At 67.2% G+C, this 17,015-nt stretch carries 21 protein-coding genes; 12 read left to right on the top strand and 9 right to left on the bottom strand.

Annotation, left to right across the window (positions count from 1 at the left end; all coding sequences use genetic code 11):
• Nucleotides 1-7: 7 nt before the first annotated feature.
• The 7 genes from ACX40Y_RS09500 to ACX40Y_RS09470 all read right to left on the bottom strand — a co-directional run bounded on the left by ACX40Y_RS09500 (nt 8) and on the right by ACX40Y_RS09470 (nt 7,388).
• The gene (locus ACX40Y_RS09500) at nt 8-691 is read right to left on the bottom strand and encodes a Fe2+-dependent dioxygenase (protein ID WP_459119319.1); all 684 of its coding nucleotides are present in this window, start codon (nt 689-691) and stop codon (nt 8-10) included.
• 134 nt (nt 692-825) lie between these two features.
• The gene (locus tag ACX40Y_RS09495) at nt 826-3,216 is read right to left on the bottom strand and encodes a TonB-dependent receptor (RefSeq protein ID WP_459119318.1); all 2,391 of its coding nucleotides are present in this window, start codon (nt 3,214-3,216) and stop codon (nt 826-828) included.
• 95 nt (nt 3,217-3,311) lie between these two features.
• Nucleotides 3,312-3,530: a ribbon-helix-helix domain-containing protein gene (locus tag ACX40Y_RS09490; RefSeq protein WP_459119317.1), complete on the bottom strand. Its 219-nt coding sequence runs from the start codon at nt 3,528-3,530 to the stop codon at nt 3,312-3,314.
• A 52-nt stretch (nt 3,531-3,582) separates the two neighbouring features.
• Nucleotides 3,583-5,412, bottom strand: a complete 1,830-nt coding sequence (gene cobT / locus ACX40Y_RS09485) for a cobaltochelatase subunit CobT (protein ID WP_459119316.1) — start codon at nt 5,410-5,412, stop codon at nt 3,583-3,585.
• A 68-nt stretch (nt 5,413-5,480) separates the two neighbouring features.
• On the bottom strand, nt 5,481-5,603 hold the full coding sequence (locus ACX40Y_RS09480) for a hypothetical protein (protein ID WP_459119315.1): 123 nt from the start codon (nt 5,601-5,603) through the stop codon (nt 5,481-5,483).
• Nucleotides 5,604-5,618: 15 nt separating this feature from the next.
• Nucleotides 5,619-6,626, bottom strand: coding sequence for a cobaltochelatase subunit CobS (cobS, locus tag ACX40Y_RS09475; protein ID WP_459119314.1), 1,008 nt, complete (start codon nt 6,624-6,626; stop codon nt 5,619-5,621).
• Nucleotides 6,627-6,707: 81 nt separating this feature from the next.
• The gene (locus tag ACX40Y_RS09470; RefSeq protein ID WP_459119313.1) at nt 6,708-7,388 is read right to left on the bottom strand and encodes a winged helix-turn-helix transcriptional regulator; all 681 of its coding nucleotides are present in this window, start codon (nt 7,386-7,388) and stop codon (nt 6,708-6,710) included.
• A 77-nt stretch (nt 7,389-7,465) separates the two neighbouring features.
• On the opposite strand from ACX40Y_RS09470, the gene ACX40Y_RS09465 reads away from it, so the two are divergent.
• From ACX40Y_RS09465 to ACX40Y_RS09435, 7 genes are read left to right on the top strand one after another with little or no spacing between them, the layout of a single operon-like run.
• Nucleotides 7,466-7,897: a VOC family protein gene (locus tag ACX40Y_RS09465; protein WP_459119312.1), complete on the top strand. Its 432-nt coding sequence runs from the start codon at nt 7,466-7,468 to the stop codon at nt 7,895-7,897.
• A 3-nt stretch (nt 7,898-7,900) separates the two neighbouring features.
• Nucleotides 7,901-8,383, top strand: coding sequence for a VOC family protein (locus tag ACX40Y_RS09460; RefSeq protein WP_459119311.1), 483 nt, complete (start codon nt 7,901-7,903; stop codon nt 8,381-8,383).
• A 19-nt stretch (nt 8,384-8,402) separates the two neighbouring features.
• Complete coding sequence (locus ACX40Y_RS09455) at nt 8,403-8,633, top strand: DUF4287 domain-containing protein (protein ID WP_125972293.1); 231 nt, start codon at nt 8,403-8,405, stop codon at nt 8,631-8,633.
• Between the two features lie 18 nt (nt 8,634-8,651).
• Nucleotides 8,652-9,323, top strand: coding sequence for a glutathione S-transferase family protein (locus tag ACX40Y_RS09450; protein ID WP_125972295.1), 672 nt, complete (start codon nt 8,652-8,654; stop codon nt 9,321-9,323).
• A gap of 12 nt (nt 9,324-9,335) precedes the next feature.
• The gene (locus tag ACX40Y_RS09445; RefSeq protein WP_459119310.1) at nt 9,336-9,692 is read left to right on the top strand and encodes a DUF1428 domain-containing protein; all 357 of its coding nucleotides are present in this window, start codon (nt 9,336-9,338) and stop codon (nt 9,690-9,692) included.
• Nucleotides 9,693-9,708: 16 nt separating this feature from the next.
• Nucleotides 9,709-10,497 (top strand): VOC family protein, encoded by a 789-nt coding sequence (locus ACX40Y_RS09440; RefSeq protein WP_459119309.1) that lies wholly within the window; start codon nt 9,709-9,711, stop codon nt 10,495-10,497.
• Complete coding sequence (locus ACX40Y_RS09435) at nt 10,494-10,961, top strand: SRPBCC family protein (RefSeq protein WP_459119308.1); 468 nt, start codon at nt 10,494-10,496, stop codon at nt 10,959-10,961. The genes ACX40Y_RS09440 and ACX40Y_RS09435 overlap by 4 nt, the downstream gene beginning before the upstream one ends.
• Before the next feature lie 13 nt (nt 10,962-10,974).
• Here the strand turns inward: ACX40Y_RS09435 and ACX40Y_RS09430 are convergent, their stop codons facing one another.
• Nucleotides 10,975-11,586 (bottom strand): J domain-containing protein, encoded by a 612-nt coding sequence (locus ACX40Y_RS09430; RefSeq protein WP_459119307.1) that lies wholly within the window; start codon nt 11,584-11,586, stop codon nt 10,975-10,977.
• Between the two features lie 35 nt (nt 11,587-11,621).
• Here ACX40Y_RS09430 and ACX40Y_RS09425 point away from each other — a divergent pair, with 35 nt between their 5' ends.
• The 3 genes from ACX40Y_RS09425 to ACX40Y_RS09415 all read left to right on the top strand — a co-directional run bounded on the left by ACX40Y_RS09425 (nt 11,622) and on the right by ACX40Y_RS09415 (nt 13,919).
• Nucleotides 11,622-11,906: a BolA family protein gene (locus tag ACX40Y_RS09425; RefSeq protein ID WP_459119306.1), complete on the top strand. Its 285-nt coding sequence runs from the start codon at nt 11,622-11,624 to the stop codon at nt 11,904-11,906.
• A gap of 95 nt (nt 11,907-12,001) precedes the next feature.
• On the top strand, nt 12,002-12,901 hold the full coding sequence (locus ACX40Y_RS09420) for a pirin family protein (protein WP_459119305.1): 900 nt from the start codon (nt 12,002-12,004) through the stop codon (nt 12,899-12,901).
• A gap of 118 nt (nt 12,902-13,019) precedes the next feature.
• A complete protein-coding gene (locus ACX40Y_RS09415) occupies nt 13,020-13,919 on the top strand; it encodes an alpha/beta fold hydrolase (RefSeq protein ID WP_459119304.1) in 900 nt (299 codons plus the stop codon).
• Between the two features lie 9 nt (nt 13,920-13,928).
• Here ACX40Y_RS09415 and ACX40Y_RS09410 read toward each other — a convergent pair whose 3' ends face one another.
• Complete coding sequence (locus ACX40Y_RS09410) at nt 13,929-15,011, bottom strand: DUF2332 domain-containing protein (RefSeq protein ID WP_459119303.1); 1,083 nt, start codon at nt 15,009-15,011, stop codon at nt 13,929-13,931.
• 61 nt (nt 15,012-15,072) lie between these two features.
• On the opposite strand from ACX40Y_RS09410, the gene hisG reads away from it, so the two are divergent.
• Together hisG and hisD are read left to right on the top strand one after the other, a co-directional pair.
• Entirely contained in the window at nt 15,073-15,723 is a 651-nt protein-coding gene (gene hisG / locus ACX40Y_RS09405; protein ID WP_064310984.1) for an ATP phosphoribosyltransferase, read from the top strand.
• The gene (gene hisD / locus ACX40Y_RS09400) at nt 15,720-17,006 is read left to right on the top strand and encodes a histidinol dehydrogenase (protein ID WP_459119302.1); all 1,287 of its coding nucleotides are present in this window, start codon (nt 15,720-15,722) and stop codon (nt 17,004-17,006) included. Before hisG ends, hisD begins: the two co-directional genes overlap by 4 nt.
• The last annotated feature ends 9 nt before the right edge of the window (nt 17,007-17,015 follow it).

Genomic DNA, 17,015 nt, shown 5'->3' with positions numbered 1-17,015 from the left:
CGGGGGTTCAGGCGTCGGCCCAGCGCCGCAGCAGATTGTGGTACACGCCTGTCAACTCCACCAGCTGGGCATGGCCCTGCCCCAGTTCCACCGCCAGCGTCTGGATCGATCGATCGAGATCGAACAATATCCGCCGCGCGGCATCGTCGCGCACCATCGATTGCAGCCAGAAGAAGCTGGCGACGCGCGCGCCGCGTGTCACGGGCGTGACGCGGTGAAGGCTCGACGAGGGGTAGAGGATCGCGTGCCCCGCCGGCAGCTTGACCGACTGGGCGCCGAACAGCCCCTCGATCAGCAGTTCACCGCCGTCATAGGCATCCGGCGCCTCCAGAAAGACGGTCATCGACAGATCGGAACGGACGCGAAATTCGCTGCCCCGCTGGATACGGACGGCATTGTCGACATGCGTGCCGAAATTCTGGCCGCCGGCATAGCGATTGAACAGTGGCGGAAACACCTTGAGCGGGAGCGCCGCCGCAACGAACAGCGGCGACTTGCCGAGCGCATCGAGAATGATCGCCCCCGCCTCGCGATGCGCGGCGCAACCCTCGACCAGCTGTTCGTTGCGCTTGGCGAGCGCGGCCTGGGGGCCGGAGGTGATGTTGCCGTCGGCCCATTCGCCCGCATCGATGATGGCGCGGACGCGCTCCACCTGGGCCGTATCGAGCAGATCGGGAATCGGGATGAGCATGGTCGTTCCTGGATTTGGCGAAAGCGGCATCCTGCCACGATCGGCGACGCAGGAACCATGCGGAAGATCAAGCCCCCGCACATCGGCCCTCCCCGTCGCCGGGAAGGGTCGATGCCGCGATGGATTGTCGTCGATCAGTAGCGGACGTTGAGCGTCAGCACCGCCGAGCGGGACTCGCCGGGTGTCGCCCAGCCATTGTTGCGGATGCGAGTATAATATTCGCTGTCCGTCACGTTCTTGACGTTGAGCTGCGCCGAAACATTGCGCGTGATGTCATAGGTCAGGAATGCGTTATGGACCCAGAAGTCGTCGCTGGTCGCGACTTCGGAAACGACGTTCGTCGTGGTGTTGAGCGACGAATTGTTGAACGCCATCTCACCCTGATAGGTCACGCCATAGCCAAGCGTCAGGCCGAACGGCAGCCGATAGGTGGTGAAGATGCTGCCAGAATGATCGGGCGTGTTCGGCAGCCGCTGGCCCGCCGCATAGTCGATCGTCCCAGCCGGGCTGTTGCGCGCGATGCTGCGGATCACCTTGCTGTCGAGATAGGTGTAGTTCGCCGTGATCGACCAGGCCGGGGTGATCTGCCCCACTGCACCCAGCGCGATGCCATCCACGCGCGACTGGCCGTCCAGCTGCTGCTCGGGGACGATCGGATCGCCCGTCGCGACGCGGTAGTTGGTCCGCTCGTTGCGGAACAGCGCCGCAGTGAGGAGCAGGCGGCCGCCCGCGACTTCCGCCTTTGCACCGACTTCATAGTTCTTCGCGGTTTCCGGATCGACGTTGCACGTCGCATCGGTGCACGAACCGTTGACCGATGTCTTCGACGGCGTCTTCGAATTGCCATAGGCGACGTAGAGGCTCACCGCCTCGACCGGCTTGTAGACGAGGCCCGCCCGGTACGAGAACAGATCGTCATTGTTGATGAAGGTCTTGCCCGTTGTGACCTGGCCCAGCGTTGCGGCGGCAGTCGAGACGGTATCCGCGCGGTACGATCCCTCGTTCCGTTCCCAACGCACGCCGCCGTTGAGTTCAAGCTGTTCGGTAAGCTGGATGGTGTCGAACAGATAGACCGCATAGTTGGTCAGCTCGCCCCGCTGGCGGGCGCTTTCGATATAGTTGATCGGCCCAGTATAGACGTTGCTGCCATAGGTGAAGCCGGCCGGCCCCTGCACCACTTCGTTCGGGTTGGCGATATTGATCAGCGGATAAGCCGAATAATAGGCGCTGCCATTGGCATTGCGCAGCACGTTGCCGGTCGACAGATTATACTTCTCCCAGCTCACCGCCGCGCCGAGCACCAGCGTGTGCTTCAAGCCTGCGGTGTCGAAACCGGCGCTGAGATCGACCTGGTCGTACATCAGCTGGTTTTCCGAATCGCGCGTGTTCCCGCGCGGGCCGCTCGGCAGGTAATAGCCCACCGGCACCGTCGCCGGGCACGCCGTTCCCGTCGGGGTCTGGCCGGAGGCGAGACAATAGGTGCCCTGCGGCGGATCGACGATCGCGAGCTGCGTCACGTCCTGCCAGCGCGCCAGGTTGCGGATCGACACCGAGTCGCTGAACTCATGCTCGAACGTGATCGTCGCCTGATCGACATTGGTCTGCTGGGTATCGACGTTGCGAAACCCGAAATAATCGCTGCGATCGACGCCGGGCACGGCGCCGCCGATCGACTGGTAATAGGGCACGCCATATTGCGGCGTGTTGTCATCTTCCTGATGGACATATTGCAGCGTCAGCCGGGTCGGACCGTCGATGCCGATCGTCACCGCAGGCGCGACGCCCCAGCGCTTGTATTTCTCGACGTCGCGCCCCGGCACGTCGTTTTCATGCTTCATCGCGTTCAGGCGGAAGGCGATCAGATCGTTGACACGCACATTCGCGTCGACGGTCGCACGATAGTAATTGTCGGTGCCGACACCAGCAGACGCCACGATCCGCGTGTTTGCCTGCGGCTTCTTCGTGACGATGTTGATCGAACCGCCGACCGAGCCGGCGCCGTTCTGAACCGAGTTCGGACCGTTGACGACTTCGAGCTGTTCGAGGTTGAACGGATCGGTGCGGGTATATTGCGCGCTGTCACGCACGCCGTCGACGGTGATGTCGGTGTTCGCCGAATAGCCGCGCAGGTTGATCGAATCGCCATAGCCGCCGCCGCCTTCGCCCGCACCGAAGGTGATGCCGGGGACGGTGGAGAGCATGTCGCGCAGCGTCAGCAGGTTCTGCTGCTCGATCACTTCGTTGGTCAGGATGGTGATCGTCTGCGGCGTATCGCGCACCGGCCGGGTGGCCTTGGGCGTTTCCTGCTTCGGTTCATAGGGCTGACCGTTGACGATGATGCGGCCCTGCTGGTCCTGGTCTTCGCCCTCGGCGGCGGTCGAATCGGCATGGACGGCGTCGCCGGTCTTGACCGGATCCTCGGCACGGGCGGGCGCCGATGCGATGAAACCGACACAGGCAAGCGCCACAAAGGCCGGCATACGCGTCGTCGACGCGGAACTGCGATTCACTGAATTCCCCTTCATTATCGCGAACAATCGTTGCGGAAGCGATTATTGCGACTGGTTCTCAGTGTCAATGCAATTGCGAGCGAGTTGCATATTAGCGGTTCGCGGCCGAATTACCCCTCTAAAGCGTCGCGTGAAGCCATCAGCCAGGTGCGCAGCGCGCTGGCGAGGTTGGGCGGCTCGTCCGCCGAGATGCGGGCGCGATCGATCGCTGCGACGAGGCTGCTGAGCGGGACGCCTGCCGACTCGGCCGCAGCCTCCAGGGCCTGCCAGAAGACGGGTTCGAGGCTGATCGAGGTCGCGTGACCGGCAATCGTGATCGATCGCTTCACCGGGCCGCGAAAGCCACCGGGTGGCGGAACGATGCCGATTTCGGCCAAGGCGCTACTCGCTGTCGAACAGCGCCGCGAGCTGCTCGACCATCGTACCGGCGAGTTGCTCGGCGTCCATGATCGTCACCGCGCGCTGGTAATAACGGGTCACGTCATGGCCGATGCCGATCGCCACCAGCTCGACCGGCGAGCGCGCCTCGATCCAGCCGATTACCTGGCGCAGATGGCGCTCCAGATAGGAACCCGAATTGACCGACAGCGTGGAATCGTCGACCGGCGCCCCATCGGAGATCACCATCAGGATCTTGCGATCCTCGTGCCGGGCGATCAGCCGCGAATGCGCCCAGAGCAACGCCTCGCCGTCGATATTCTCCTTGAGCAGCCCTTCGCGCATCATCAGGCCCAGCGAGCGCTTGGCGCGCCGCCACGGCTCGTCGGCCTGTTTGTAGACGATATGGCGCAGATCGTTGAGCCGCCCCGGCTGGGCCGGGCGGCCATCGGCAAGCCACTGTTCGCGCGACTGTCCGCCTTTCCACGCGCGCGTGGTGAAGCCCAGGATTTCGGTCTTCACGCCGACCCGCTCGAGCGTGCGGGCAAGGATGTCGGCGCTGATCGCCGCGATCGAGATCGGCCGACCACGCATCGATCCCGAATTGTCGATCAAGAGCGTGACCACCGTGTCCTTGAACTCGGTATCACGCTCGACCTTGTAGCTCAGCGACTGCATCGGATTGACCACGACGCGCGCCAGCCGCGCGGCATCGAGCAACCCTTCGTCCTGGTCGAAATCCCAGCTGCGGCTCTGCTGCGCCATCAGCCGGCGTTGAAGGCGGTTTGCCAGCTTCGTCACCGCGCCCTGCAGATGCACGAGCTGCTGGTCGAGATAGGCACGCAGCCGTTCCAGCTCGTCGGCATCGCAAAGGTCGGTCGCGGCGATCACCTCGTCGAACTTGCCGGTATAGGCGCGATATTCGAATTGCGGCGGCAGATCGCTCCACGGGCGATTGGGGCGAGCGGGCATCATGCCGTCATCGCCATCCTCCCCCGGCTCGCCGTCGCCTTCCTCGCCGTCGTCGGATTGCTGGTCCTGATCGCCCTCGTCACCCTGCTCGCGATCGCGCTGCTCGCCGCGCGCCTCGGTCTGGCCCTCGCCTTGCTGGGCCTGGCTTTCGCCTTCGTCTTCGCCCTGCTCCTGCTGATCCTGCTCGCCCTCGTCCTCGTCGCCGCCCTCATCGGCTTCGTCCGGGACCATCTCGCCCTCGGTGAGTTCGAGATCCTCGAGCAGCTTCGTGGCCAGCGCGGCAAAGGCACGCTGGTCGTCAATCGCCAGCGCCATCGCGTCGAGCTCCGGCCCGGCGCGATCCTCGATCCAGTCGCGCATCAGCGCCAGCCCGAGCGCCGCCGCAGCCGGCGATTCGCGCCCGGTCAGCCGTTCGCGCACCAGCAGCCCGACGGCGGTTGACAGCGGCACTTCGTCCCGTGTCCGTGCTCGGCCGATCGGGTCGGAGCGCAGCCGCATCGCCAGCGCATGTTCCAGATTGTCGGCGATCCCGGCATAGCCGCGCGCGCCCAGCGCCTCGACCCGCGCGGTCTCGACGGCGTCATACACGGCGCGCGCCGCCGCCTCGCGCGGGGCGGCACGGTTGTGCATCGCCGCATCATGGTGGCGCATCCGCAGCGCAAAACTGTCGGCAAAGCCGCGCGCCTCCGCCACCTGTTCGGGCGGCAGCGCCCGCGACGGCGTCGGCACCTTGATCGTCTTGCCGCTCTGGAACGGCGCATCGGCGGTGAAACCGAACTCCAGCTCCGCATTGCCGGAAAGCGCGCGGGCGGTGCCGGCAAGCACGTCCCGGAAGCGATCGAGAGGGGAATCCTGCGCCATCCCTCCCACATGCCCCCGGCGGGGCAGAAGTCAAGGAAGCGCCGGCATCGCTGCCGGCGCCGCTTGGGTCACTTGACGTCGATAAAGGGCAGCGGACCCGATCCCGTATAGGTCGGCAACTGGCCGTTCCACTTCTCCACCGCGCGCAGCTTGACGATTTCCGGGTTGGTGCGGATCGCCTCCGCTTCCACCTGGATCGCCCTTATTCAGGCGGCGCGGCCGACCACGCTCTCGGGCAGGTCCTTGCCGAACACGCGCTGATAATATTCGGCGACCTGCGCCCGCTCCGCCTCGTCGCACTTGTTGAGGAACGACAGGCGGAAGGCGAAGCCGATATCGCCGAAGATCAGCGCATTCTGCGCCCAGGTGATCACGGTACGCGGGCTCATCACCGTCGAGATGTCGCCGTTGATGAAGCCGCGGCGGGTAAGCTCCGCCACCCGGACCATGTTCTCCACCGTCTCCTTGCCGCCGGGCTTGTCATATTCGCCGGACTTGGCGAGCACGATCCGCGCCTCGGTAGCCGCCGGCAGATAGTTGAGCGTGACGACGATGTTCCAGCGGTCCATCTGGCCCTGGTTGATCTGCTGCGTACCGTGATACAGGCCGCTGGTATCGCCCAGGCCGACCGTGTTGGCGGTGGCGAACAGGCGGAACCACGGGCTCGGACGGATCACCCGATTCTGGTCGAGCAGGGTCAGCTTGCCTTCGGTTTCCAGCACGCGCTGGATGACGAACATCACGTCCGGCCGGCCCGCATCATATTCGTCGAACACCAGCGCCGTCGGGGTTTGCAGCGCCCAGGGCAACAGGCCTTCGCGGAATTCGGTCACCTGCACGCCGTCGCGCAGCACGATCGCGTCGCGGCCGATCAGGTCGATACGGCTGATATGCGCGTCGAGATTGATGCGGATGCACGGCCAGTTGAGCCGCGCCGCCACCTGCTCGATGTGGCTCGACTTGCCGGTGCCGTGATAGCCCTGGATCATCACGCGGCGATTGTGCGCGAAGCCGGCCAGCACCGCGAGCGTGGTGTCCGGATCGAACACATAGGCGGGGTCCAGATCGGGCACCCGCTCGTCCGCCTCGCTGAACGCGGGGACTTCCATGTCGCTGTCGAACCCGAACAGCTCGCGCACCTTCACCATCTTGTCGGGTGCGTCGAGGATCGTGGTGTCCCGGCTATCGGGCTGGGTGTTGGAAAGCTCGGCCATTGATGCTCAATATCCTTCAGTCGCACCGGACCTAGTGGCTTGTTTGCGGCACTGCAACCGCATCTCCCCAAGGGGAGGCGTTCAGGCGCCGATCTTGGGCGGCAGCAGAAACAGGGTGGCGAAGGCTGCGGCGCGGGCGACGTCGCCCTCCACGGTGAACCGCCCTTCCCCCAGCGCGGCGGCGAGTGGCATGTTGCCGAACAGCACGGGAAGAAAATCATTGGGCTCGCCGACGAACACCGCCTCGGCCCCGGCGAGCGTGCCGCGCCGGACATCGATCGCACCGCCCTCGACGGTCGCGAGATAGCATTCCTCGCCGAGCCGAAACCCGATCCGGCCGGCCCATCCCACCGCCTTGTCCGGCACGATCAACATGCGCAGCGCCAGCATCAGCGAAACGCGGGAGAATGGCAGCGAGGGATCATGGCTGGGCGATCGCAGCGCCCAGCGGCCCATCGCCAGCACCACCGGCTCGGCCTCATAGCCCCAGGGAGTGAGCGAATAGACCTGCACGCTGGCCGGGGGCGGCAGCTTTTCGCGCACGACGATCCCGTCCGCCTCCAGCCCCACCAGTCGCTGGGTAAGCACATTGGCGCTGAGCCCCGGCAGCCCTGCCCGGAGCTCGCCGAAGCGCCGCGGCCCGAGCAGCAATTCGCGGATGATCAGCAGTGCCCAGCGCTCGCCGACGAACTCCAGCGCGAGGGCGGTGCCGCAGGCATCGTCATAGCGGCGCTTGGCCTTAGTTATATTTTCTAACTTCACAGTTGTTTTTTAGGATCAGACGCGGCACGAATCAAGCAGGGCGCGACTCGAAAGCCGCCTCGAAGGGGAGAGAAACGATGTCGAACGCCGTGTTCGTCAACCTGCCGGTGGCCGACGTGCCACGCGCGACCGCCTTTTACGAAGCGATCGGCTGCACGAAGGACGAACGGTTCAGCGGCCCGACCGCGAGCGCGATGGCGCTTTCGGACTCGCTGACCTTCATGCTGCTTCACCGCGATTTCTTTCAGAGCTTCACGCCGCGCGCCGTCGCCGATGCGAGCACCACGACCGAGGTGCTGATCGCCCTGCCGCTCGACGATCGCGCCGCAGTCGACGCGCTGGTCGAGACCGCAATCGCTGCCGGCGGCAGCGGTGACATCCGCCCGGTGCAGGACATGGGCTTCATGTACGGCCGCAGCTTCACCGATCCCGATGGCCATATCTTCGAGCCGTTCCACATGGACATGGCCGCCGCCGCCGCGGCGATGGCGCAAGCGGAGCCGGCTTGAGCCATGGCGCAGAAGATCGTCCCCTGCCTGTGGTTCGACGGCACTGCCGAGGATGCCGTGCGCTTCTACGTTTCGCTGCTGCCGGATAGCCGCATCGACCAGGTGGTGCGCGCGCCCGCCGCCTATCCCGCCGGAGAGGCGGGCGCGGTGCTGGTGGTGGAGTTCACGCTGGCAGGCATGCGCTACATCGCGCTCAACGCCGGACCGCAGGCGCGCTTCAACGACGCGGTCTCGTTCCAGATCCACACCGAGGACCAGGCCGAAACCGATCGGCTGTGGGAAGCGATCACCGCCGATGGCGGGACCGAGCGCGATTGCAGCTGGTGCGAGGACCGCTGGGGCCTGCGCTGGCAGATCGTGCCCCGCCGCCTGGTGGAGTTGATGGGCGACCCGGACCAAGCGCGCGCGGCCCGCGCGATGCAAGCGATGATGACGATGCGCAAGATCGACATCGCCGCCCTGGAAGCGGCGGTCGAACCCGCCTGAGCTACAGAGGAGAACCGCAATGTCCTTCCAGGCCTATTTGGACAACATCCAAGCCAAGACCGGTCGCAGCCCCGACGATTTCCGTGACTATGCCGCCGAGAAGGGCTGGGCCGATGCGGCAGGCCTGCGCGCCGGGGTGAAGGCGGGGACGATCGTCGCCGATCTCAAGGCGCAGTTCGGGCTGGGGCACGGCCACGCCATGGCGATCGTCGCGCTGCTCAAGGGCGCCAAGCGCGAAGGCGACGCCTGAACCAGAGGAGAGAACGCCATGCCTGTTATTGCTGAAAGTCCCGTTGAGATCGTCACCCTGGACTGGGTGCCGGACTTTGCGCGCGGTCATGTCCGCGACTTCCGCGTCCGCTGGGCGCTGGAGGAGGCCGGGATCGGCTACCGCACCGCTCCGATCAGCACGGTGGATCGGCCGGCGGACTATTTCGCCGAACAGCCCTTCGGCCAGGTGCCCGCCTATCGCGAAGGCGCGGTGCGCATGTTCGAATCGGGCGCGATCGTGCTCCACATTGCCGAGCGCTCTGAAGTCCTGCTGCCGCGCGATGCCGTTGGCCGGGCGCGGGCGCTCAGCTGGGCGGTCGCGGCGCTCAACAGCGTCGAACCGATGCTGATGGAACTCGCCACGGTCGACAGGTTCGCACAGGGCGAGGCCTGGGCGCAGCTTCGCCGCCCCGGCCTTGTGGCGGATGTCGACACGCGGCTCGGTCATCTGGCCGCGGCGCTGGGGACGCGGGAGTATCTGGAAGGGCGCTTCACCGCCGGGGATCTGCTGATGGCCTCGGCGCTGCGCATGCTCGACCATACCGACATGCTCGCCGCGCATCCGGCGCTCGCTGCGTACCAGCGGCGCTGTCTCGCGCGACCGGCGTTCGTCGCCGCGATTGCAGCGCAGCTCGAGGAATTGCGGACGGAGATGCCCGAACCCGCCTGAAGGAGCGTGAGCATGACCTATGTCGACGGATATGTGCTGCCGGTGCCGGAGGCGAACCGCGCCGCCTATACCGAGCTTGCCCAGCGGACCGGCGAGAAGCTGCGCGCGCTGGGCGCGACGCATGTCGTGGAATGCTGGGGTCAGGACGTGCCCCATGGGACGGCTACCGATTTCTATCGCGCGACCAACGCCGAAGCGGGAGAGACGGTGGTCTTCTCCTGGGTCGTCTGGCCGGACAAGGGGGCACGCGACAAGGGTTGGGCGGCAATGATGGCCGACCCGGAAATGGATGGGCTGGCGATGCCGTTCGACACCAAGCGAATGTTCTGGGGCGGCTTCGAGCCCATCGTCGAGATCGCCCAAGGCTGAGGACAGGGAGCGGAACATGACCAACCGGCAGGGCGAAATCATCTGGTACGAACTGATGACCAGCGATGCAGATCGGGCGGCGGCCTTTTATGACGCGGTTGTCGGCTGGCAGGTCGGCGCGCCGCCGCCCGGCGGGCCTGACTATCGCATGATCGTCGCGCCCGACGGCAATGCGGGCGGCATGCTCCAGCTGGACGCGGCCATGCTGCAGGCCGGCGCGAGCCCCACCTGGCTCGCCTATTTCGGGGTCGACGATGTCGATGCGAGCGTCGCGGGCATCGTCGCCGCGGGCGGGAAGGTGCTGGTACCCGCCTGGGATGCGGCTGGCGTGGGCCGGATCGCGATGGTCACCGATCCCCAGGGCGTGCCCTTCTACGTGATGCGCGGCGCGACCGAGGGCGCGACGAGCAGCGTCTACCAGCGGCACGGGCTCGGCCATGTCGGCTGGAACGAATTGCTGGCGCCGGATGCGGATGCCGCGCTCGGCTTCTATCATCGCCAGTTCGGCCTCACCCGGATGGGCGGGATGCCGATGGGCGAGATGGGGGAGTATAGCTTCATCGGCCATGACGGCGGTGCGCCGATCGGCGCGATCATGCGGGTGCCGCCGGGGGCGAAGCCCGGCTGGGGCTTCTACTTCCGGGTCGACGATGTCGATGCGGCGAGAGGCCGGGTCGAAGCGGCTGGGGGAACGGTGGTAATGGAGCCGATGGACGTGCCCGGTGGCGAGCGCGCGCTGCAGGCGGTGGATCCGGACGGCGCGGTCTTCGGGCTGGTCAGCGGTGAGGAGGCGGCGGCAGCATGAGCGATCCACTGGAGCTGTTCGTCGAGCGGCTGATCGATGCGCCCGTCGAGGCCTGCTGGCGCGCCTTCACCGATCACCTTGAGGAATGGTGGTGCCCGCGGCCGTGGACCACCGAATTGATCGAGCAGGATCTGCGCTCCGGAGGCCGTAGCGCGATGATCATGCGCGGCCCCAACGGCGAGGAGCAGCGGCTGGAAGGCGTGATCCTGGAAGTCGTGCCGGGGCGTCGCGTCGTGTCCACGGACGCCTTCCGGGCGGGATGGATCCCGCAGACGCCCTTCATGGTCGGCACCTGGTCGTTCGAGCCCGAGGGGCAGCGCACCCGCTACCGCGCCAGCGCGCGGCACTGGTCACAGGAGAGCTGCGAAACGCACCGTGCGATGGGGTTCGAGCAGGGCTGGTCCGCAGTGGCCGAGCAACTGGAAGCGGTCGCGCGCCGGCTGACGGCAGACGCGGAAGCCTGATCGGGCGCGGCCTTCAGGCGAAGGCCGCGGACCCCTTGAGCTGCTGATACGCCGCGATCACCCGCTGCAGCCGCGCCTCGTGGCTCCGGTCGCCGCCGTTGCGGTCGGGGTGGAACCTGCGCACCAGTTCCGAATAGCGCTTGCGCAGCGCCGTCCGGTCGCAGTCGATCTCCAGGTCGAGCACCTTCAGTGCGTCGCGATCCGCGCCGGAGAGCGGCCGCCCGTCCTTGCGCTCGCCGCGATCCTTCATCCGGTCGCGGAAGCGTGCGCCGATCGCGTCGAGCGGGTCGGCAAAGTCGGCCCAGCGCGGCGGCACGTCGGGATTGGCGCTGAAGACGCGCGTCTCGCGTTCCCAGCCGGCGATCGGGCGCTGCGCCTCGTGGATCTCGTCGGGGCTCATGCCCGCGAAGAAATTATAGCCGGAATTGAACGCGCGGACATGGTCCAGGCACAGCCAGCGGAACGGCGGCGGCCCGTCGGAGCGGCCGCGCGCGCCTTCGAGCGGCGGCGCCCGGAATTCGCCGGGAGCGTCGCAGCCCGGCTCTGCACATAATCTTCCCTCCGCCTCCACGCGACCGTGGAAACGGGCATTCGGACGATCCTTTTTCGGCTGACGGCTAGCCACGCGACTCCCTCGAACAAACCGCCTATATAGGCGCGATGACTGACCTCGCCACCGGCCCCCTGGCCGATCTGATCGCCGATCGCCTGCGCACCGCGCTCGCCCCGTCGCACCTGCACGTCAGCAACGACAGTGCCCAGCATCGCGGGCATCTGGGCGATGACGGCACGGGCGAAACCCACTTCACGGTCACCATCGAAAGCCCGGAATTTGCGGGGCTGAACCGCGTGGCCCGCCAGCGCAAGGTGAACCACGCACTGGCCGATCTGCTCGCCACGCGCATCCACGCGCTGGCGATCAAGGCAACCGCGCCGGGCGAGTGACGCCGATCGCGCATCCGCCAACCCCATCCGCTCGTTTGGCTGGGCAGCGACGGGCAGCGACTGTATCGCTGGGGCCGAATTGCGGGAGATGAACGATGCGCGACGACCTCGTAACCCAGATGATCGAGCCCAGCACGCACGATCTGGGCGGCTTCAAGGTGCATCGCACCCTGCCCTCGCGGCCGCGGACGATGGTCGGCCCCTTCATCTTCTTCGACCAGATGGGGCCGGCGATCCTCGATGTCGGCACCGGGATCGACGTCCGCCCGCACCCCCACATCAATCTTGCGACCGTCACCTACCTGTTCGCCGGCGCAATCGACCATCGCGATTCGCTCGGCACCGAAGCGACGATCACCCCCGGCGCCGTCAATCTGATGACCGCTGGCCACGGCATCGTCCATTCGGAGCGGTCGCCCTCGGCCGAACGCGCCAAGGGGCCAGAACTGTCGGGCATCCAGACCTGGCTGGCGCTTCCTGAAGCCGAGGAAGAACGCGATCCGGCGTTCGAGCATGTCGCCGCCGGCGAATTGCCCGTGGTCGAATCGCCGGGCGTGCGGGCGCGTGTCATCATGGGCGAGTTGTGGGGCGCGGCCGCACCCACCACCACCTACGCGCACACCATCTATGCCGATATCGCAATCGACGCTGGCGGGAGCATCCCGATCGAGCCGGCAGCGGACGAACGCGCGCTGTACGTCGCGGCCGGCGATGCGAGCATCGACGGGATGCCGCTCGTGCCGATGACGCTCTACATCCTCCGCCCCGGCACGCGCGCGACGCTGCGTTCCGAACGCGGCGCACGGGTGATGTTCTGCGGCGGCGAAGCGTTCCAGACGCCGCGCCATGTGTGGTGGAATTTCGTGTCGTCGAGCCGGGACCGGATCAACCAGGCCAAGGAGGACTGGAAGGCCGGCAATTTCCCCAAGGTTCCGGGCGATGACAAGGAGTTCATTCCCATCCCCGAAGTGCCGAAGACGGTGAGCTATCCCTGACAGCCGGGTTGCGGCGCCCGCCGAAGCGGCGCATGGTTTTCGCAGTGGCCGGATCGCGGGCATCGGCGCAGGCGCCCGCGGCCGGGGGCAACGAAAAGCGGAACCGGGGAGCAAGGCCGTGACGCATGCGAGGCAAACAGCGATATCGCTTTCGACCAACGTCACGCTCAACGTCGCCACCGCCGGCGACCCGGCGAAGCCGGCGATCGTGCTGCTCCACGGCTTTCCCGAATCGCACCGGACCTGGCGGCACCAGATTCCGGCGCTCGCCGAACATTATTTCGTCATCGCCCCGGATCAGCGGGGCTATACGACATCGTCCAAGCCGTCGGGGGTTGACGCCTATGCGCCCGATCGGATCGCGGCCGACCTGTTCGCGCTCGCCGATGCGTTGCAGGTCGAGCAGTTTGCGCTTGCCGGCCATGACTGGGGCGGCGCGATCGCGTGGATGGCCGCGTTGCAGAAGCCGAACCGGGTCTCGCGGCTGATCATCGTCAACGCCCCCCATCCCCAGGTCTTCCAGCGCAAGCTGTTCGACGATCCGGCGCAGCGCAAGGCGAGCCAGTATATCCGCTTCTTCCGCGAGACCACGCTGGATCAGGCGCCCGATCGCCAGGCGCTCGAGCAATTCCTCTTCTCGCTGTTCGGCGAGCATCTGGGCGTTACCGTTCCGCCCGAGGAAAAGGCCCTCTATCTGCGTGACTGGGCCGAGCCGGGGGCGATGACCGCGATGCTCAACTGGTACCGCGCCACGGGACTGATCGTGCCCGCGATGGACGAGGATCCACCGCGCCCCGAATGGATCGACGGCCCCTTCCCGCTTCAGCCCCAGCCGACGCTGGTGATCTGGGGCATGCGCGATCGCGGGCTTCTCCCCTGCCTGATGGACGGGCTCGACACGCTGATCCCCGATCTGACGCTGGCCCAGATTCACGACGCAGGGCATTTCTCGCCCTGGGAAGCGCCCGATGCCGTCACCGACGCGATGCTCGACTGGCTGGCGATGCGCCGCGTGTGAGCGCCACGGTCAAGCCTCGCGCATGACATAGGGCCGCGTCGCAAAGGGCGGGGCCAGCCCCTCGACCCAGGCGCCGTGCGCATGGGTGAGCGCCACCAGTTCCATCGGCGTATCGCCGGGCCAGCCGCGCACGCGCACCTCGTGCCGGTGAAGGTCGCGGTTCGGCTCCATCATCACCCAGCCGAGCGGCCGATCCGGCGTCGCCGCAGCGCCGGCGGCCAGCATCGCGCCGGCAATGCGATCCTGGGTGGCGTCGGGCAGATATTGCCACACCACCGAATGCATCAGCACGCGCACCACACCGGCCGGCTGGGGCTCCGCCAGTCGCGCCTCGACCCAGTCGCCGGCATCGCCGCGTTCGAGCGTCACCGGCTGCGCGCGCAGCATCGCGATCGTGGCATCGAGCCGCGCCTGCCGATCGGTGGCGTCGACCCAGCAATAGGCCTGGAGCCGTTCGGCATCGCGATCGCTGGTCAGATCGAGCGGCGCGATATCGACGCCCCGCGCCGATACGATCTCCACCGGCGCAGCGGGCGGCGGCGGCCCGCGCCATTCGGGGGCGATCGTCATCGGCGACTCGACCGGCCCCACCGCCACCCCGCCCAGATCGAACCGGTAACGGCCGAGCATCAGGTTCAACCCGCCGCTCGATCCGATCTCCAGCACCTCGAAGCGCGGACCATAGCGCCGCGCCAAGTGCAGGAGGCCGGTCATCAGCCCGGCAGAGCGGCCCGCCTCGTTGGTCTGGGGCGGGCCATAGAGCCAGGGCATCAGCGTGAAGTCATAGGCGGAAAGCACCGCATCCAGCGCCGCGCCGATCCGGCCGATATCGGTTTCCTCGCCGGTGAAGATGCGCCGCAGCTCGGGCACGCCGCGACGATGGAGCGCGTGCAGCCCGCCCACCAGCCGCAGCACCAGCGCATCGGCGACCGGCTCGCCGGGCCAGTCGAGCACGCGCCGACCGGTTTCGCTCGCGCGGGTGATGCCCTGCCCCAGCGCGGTACAGATGCGCGCGGTGATCGATGCGGCCATCGCCTCGCAATAGCCTGCCTGGATGGCGAAACTCTTGCGATTCTCGGCTTCACTTGCCATGCGCTTCTCCCTTCGGCGCGTGTTGCGCCCACGCTGCCCCCCAAGTAAAGCCCCCGCACCCATGACCGAGCCGTTGATCCTTGCCGTGCCGAAAGGCCGGATTCTCGAAGAGGCGCTGCCCTTGCTGGCGGCGGTCGGCATCGTGCCCGAAGCCGCCTTTTCCGATAAGAACTCGCGCGCGCTGCGTTTCGCCACGAACAACCCCGCGATCGACCTGATCCGGGTGCGCGCCTTCGACGTGGCGACCTTCGTCGCGCATGGCGCCGCGCATCTGGGCATCGTGGGATCGGACGTGCTCGCTGAGTTCGACTATTCCGAACTCTACGCGCCGGTCGACCTGGGCATCGGTCATTGCCGCATCTCCGTCGCCGAGCCGGTGGCACTTGCCGAGCAGGACGATCCGCGCGGCTGGAGCCATGTCCGCGTCGCGACCAAATATCCGCACATCACCCGCGCCCATTTCGAGGCGCGCGGCGTGCAGGCCGAATGCGTCAAGCTCAACGGCGCGATGGAGCTGGCGCCGGTGCTGGGCCTCGCCCCGCGCATCGTCGACCTCGTCTCCTCGGGCCGCACGCTCAAGGAAAATGGGCTGGTCGAGGTGGAGGTGATCGCCGAAGTGACCAGCCGCCTGATCGTCAACCGCGCCGCGTTCAAGACGCGCGCCAGCGAAGTCGTACCGCTGGTCGACGGCTTCCGAAAGGCCGTGGCATGATCCGCCTGAACGCCGCCGATGCCGGTTTCGCGGACGCCTTCACCGCGCTGGTCAACGCCCGCCGCGAGGCGGACGACGATGTCGCGCGCAACGTTACCCACATCATCAAGCGCGTCCGCGAAGAAGGCGATGTCGCGCTGCGCGACCTCACCCGTCTGTTCGACAAGCATGATCTCGATCGCTCGGGCTGGACGATCGACCGCGCCGACTGCCTTGCCGCCTATGAGGGGCTGAGCCCCGAGCTGCGCGCTGCGCTGGAACTCGCGGCCGAGCGGATCGCGGTGTATCACGCCAAGCAGCGCCCGGAGGATCGCGACGAAGTGGACGCGCAGGGCATCCGCCTCGGCGCGCGCTGGACGCCGGTGGATGCGGCGGGCGTCTATGTCCCCGGCGGCCGTGCGGCCTATCCCAGCTCGGTGCTGATGAACGCCATCCCCGCCAAGGCGGCGGGTGTGCGGCGGCTGGTGATGGTCACGCCAACGCCCAACGGCGAGGTGAACCCGCTGGTCCTGGCGGCGGCGCATGTCGCGGGTGTCGACGAACTGTACCGCGTCGGCGGCGCGCAGGCGGTGGCGGCGCTCGCCTATGGCACGGAGACGATCGCTCCGGTGGACGTTGTGACCGGCCCGGGCAATGCCTGGGTGGCCGAGGCCAAGCGCCAGCTCTACGGCGTGGTCGGCATCGACATGGTCGCGGGTCCGTCCGAGATCGTCGTGGTGGCGGACGGCAAGAACGATCCCGAATGGATCGCCGCCGATCTGCTCAGCCAGGCCGAGCACGACCCCACCAGCCAGTCGATCCTGTTCACCGACGACGCCGGTTTTGCCGACAAGGTGGCGGCAGCGGTCGACGCACAGATCGCCACGCTGGCGACCGGCGCCACCGCGCGCACCAGCTGGGACGCGAACGGCGCGATCATCCTGGTGCCGGACCTGCCCACCGCGATGCCGCTGGTCGATCGCCTCGCGCCCGAGCATCTCGAACTCGCCTGCGACGATGCCGAGCCGCTGTTCGACATGGTCCGCCACGCGGGCTCCGTGTTCCTCGGCCGCTACACGCCGGAAGCCGTCGGCGATTATGTTGCCGGCCCCAATCATGTGCTGCCCACCGGGCGGCGCGCGCGCTTCGCATCGGGCCTTTCGGTGCTCGATTTCATGAAGCGCACCTCGTTCCTGAGCCTGGATCCGTCCGGGCTCGCCGCGATCGGCCCCGCTGCCGTTGCGCTCGCAGAAGCCGAAGGCCTGCCGGCGCACGCAAAGTCGGTCGCGATCCGTTTAAAGTGATAGAAGTAG

This window comes from Sphingomonas sp. RS6 (assembly GCF_054489705.1).
This window is presented reverse-complemented; position numbering and strand designations above follow the sequence as displayed.

Bases quoted from the DNA above. Each gene is read 5' to 3' on its own strand.
- ACX40Y_RS09445 (WP_459119310.1), top strand. From the start codon at position 9,336: ATGACCTATGTCGACGGATATGTGCTGCCGGTGCCGGAGGCGAACCGC.
- ACX40Y_RS09450 (WP_125972295.1), top strand. From the start codon at position 8,652: ATGCCTGTTATTGCTGAAAGTCCCGTTGAGATCGTCACCCTGGACTGG.
- ACX40Y_RS09420 (WP_459119305.1), top strand. From the start codon at position 12,002: ATGCGCGACGACCTCGTAACCCAGATGATCGAGCCCAGCACGCACGAT.
- ACX40Y_RS09495 (WP_459119318.1), bottom strand. From the start codon at position 3,216: ATGAAGGGGAATTCAGTGAATCGCAGTTCCGCGTCGACGACGCGTATG.
- hisG (WP_064310984.1), top strand. From the start codon at position 15,073: ATGACCGAGCCGTTGATCCTTGCCGTGCCGAAAGGCCGGATTCTCGAA.
- ACX40Y_RS09440 (WP_459119309.1), top strand. From the start codon at position 9,709: ATGACCAACCGGCAGGGCGAAATCATCTGGTACGAACTGATGACCAGC.
- ACX40Y_RS09425 (WP_459119306.1), top strand. From the start codon at position 11,622: ATGACTGACCTCGCCACCGGCCCCCTGGCCGATCTGATCGCCGATCGC.
- ACX40Y_RS09465 (WP_459119312.1), top strand. From the start codon at position 7,466: ATGTCGAACGCCGTGTTCGTCAACCTGCCGGTGGCCGACGTGCCACGC.
- cobS (WP_459119314.1), bottom strand. From the start codon at position 6,626: ATGGCCGAGCTTTCCAACACCCAGCCCGATAGCCGGGACACCACGATC.
- ACX40Y_RS09500 (WP_459119319.1), bottom strand. From the start codon at position 691: ATGCTCATCCCGATTCCCGATCTGCTCGATACGGCCCAGGTGGAGCGC.
- ACX40Y_RS09460 (WP_459119311.1), top strand. From the start codon at position 7,901: ATGGCGCAGAAGATCGTCCCCTGCCTGTGGTTCGACGGCACTGCCGAG.
- cobT (WP_459119316.1), bottom strand. From the start codon at position 5,412: ATGGCGCAGGATTCCCCTCTCGATCGCTTCCGGGACGTGCTTGCCGGC.
- hisD (WP_459119302.1), top strand. From the start codon at position 15,720: ATGATCCGCCTGAACGCCGCCGATGCCGGTTTCGCGGACGCCTTCACC.
- ACX40Y_RS09410 (WP_459119303.1), bottom strand. From the start codon at position 15,011: ATGGCAAGTGAAGCCGAGAATCGCAAGAGTTTCGCCATCCAGGCAGGC.
- ACX40Y_RS09435 (WP_459119308.1), top strand. From the start codon at position 10,494: ATGAGCGATCCACTGGAGCTGTTCGTCGAGCGGCTGATCGATGCGCCC.
- ACX40Y_RS09455 (WP_125972293.1), top strand. From the start codon at position 8,403: ATGTCCTTCCAGGCCTATTTGGACAACATCCAAGCCAAGACCGGTCGC.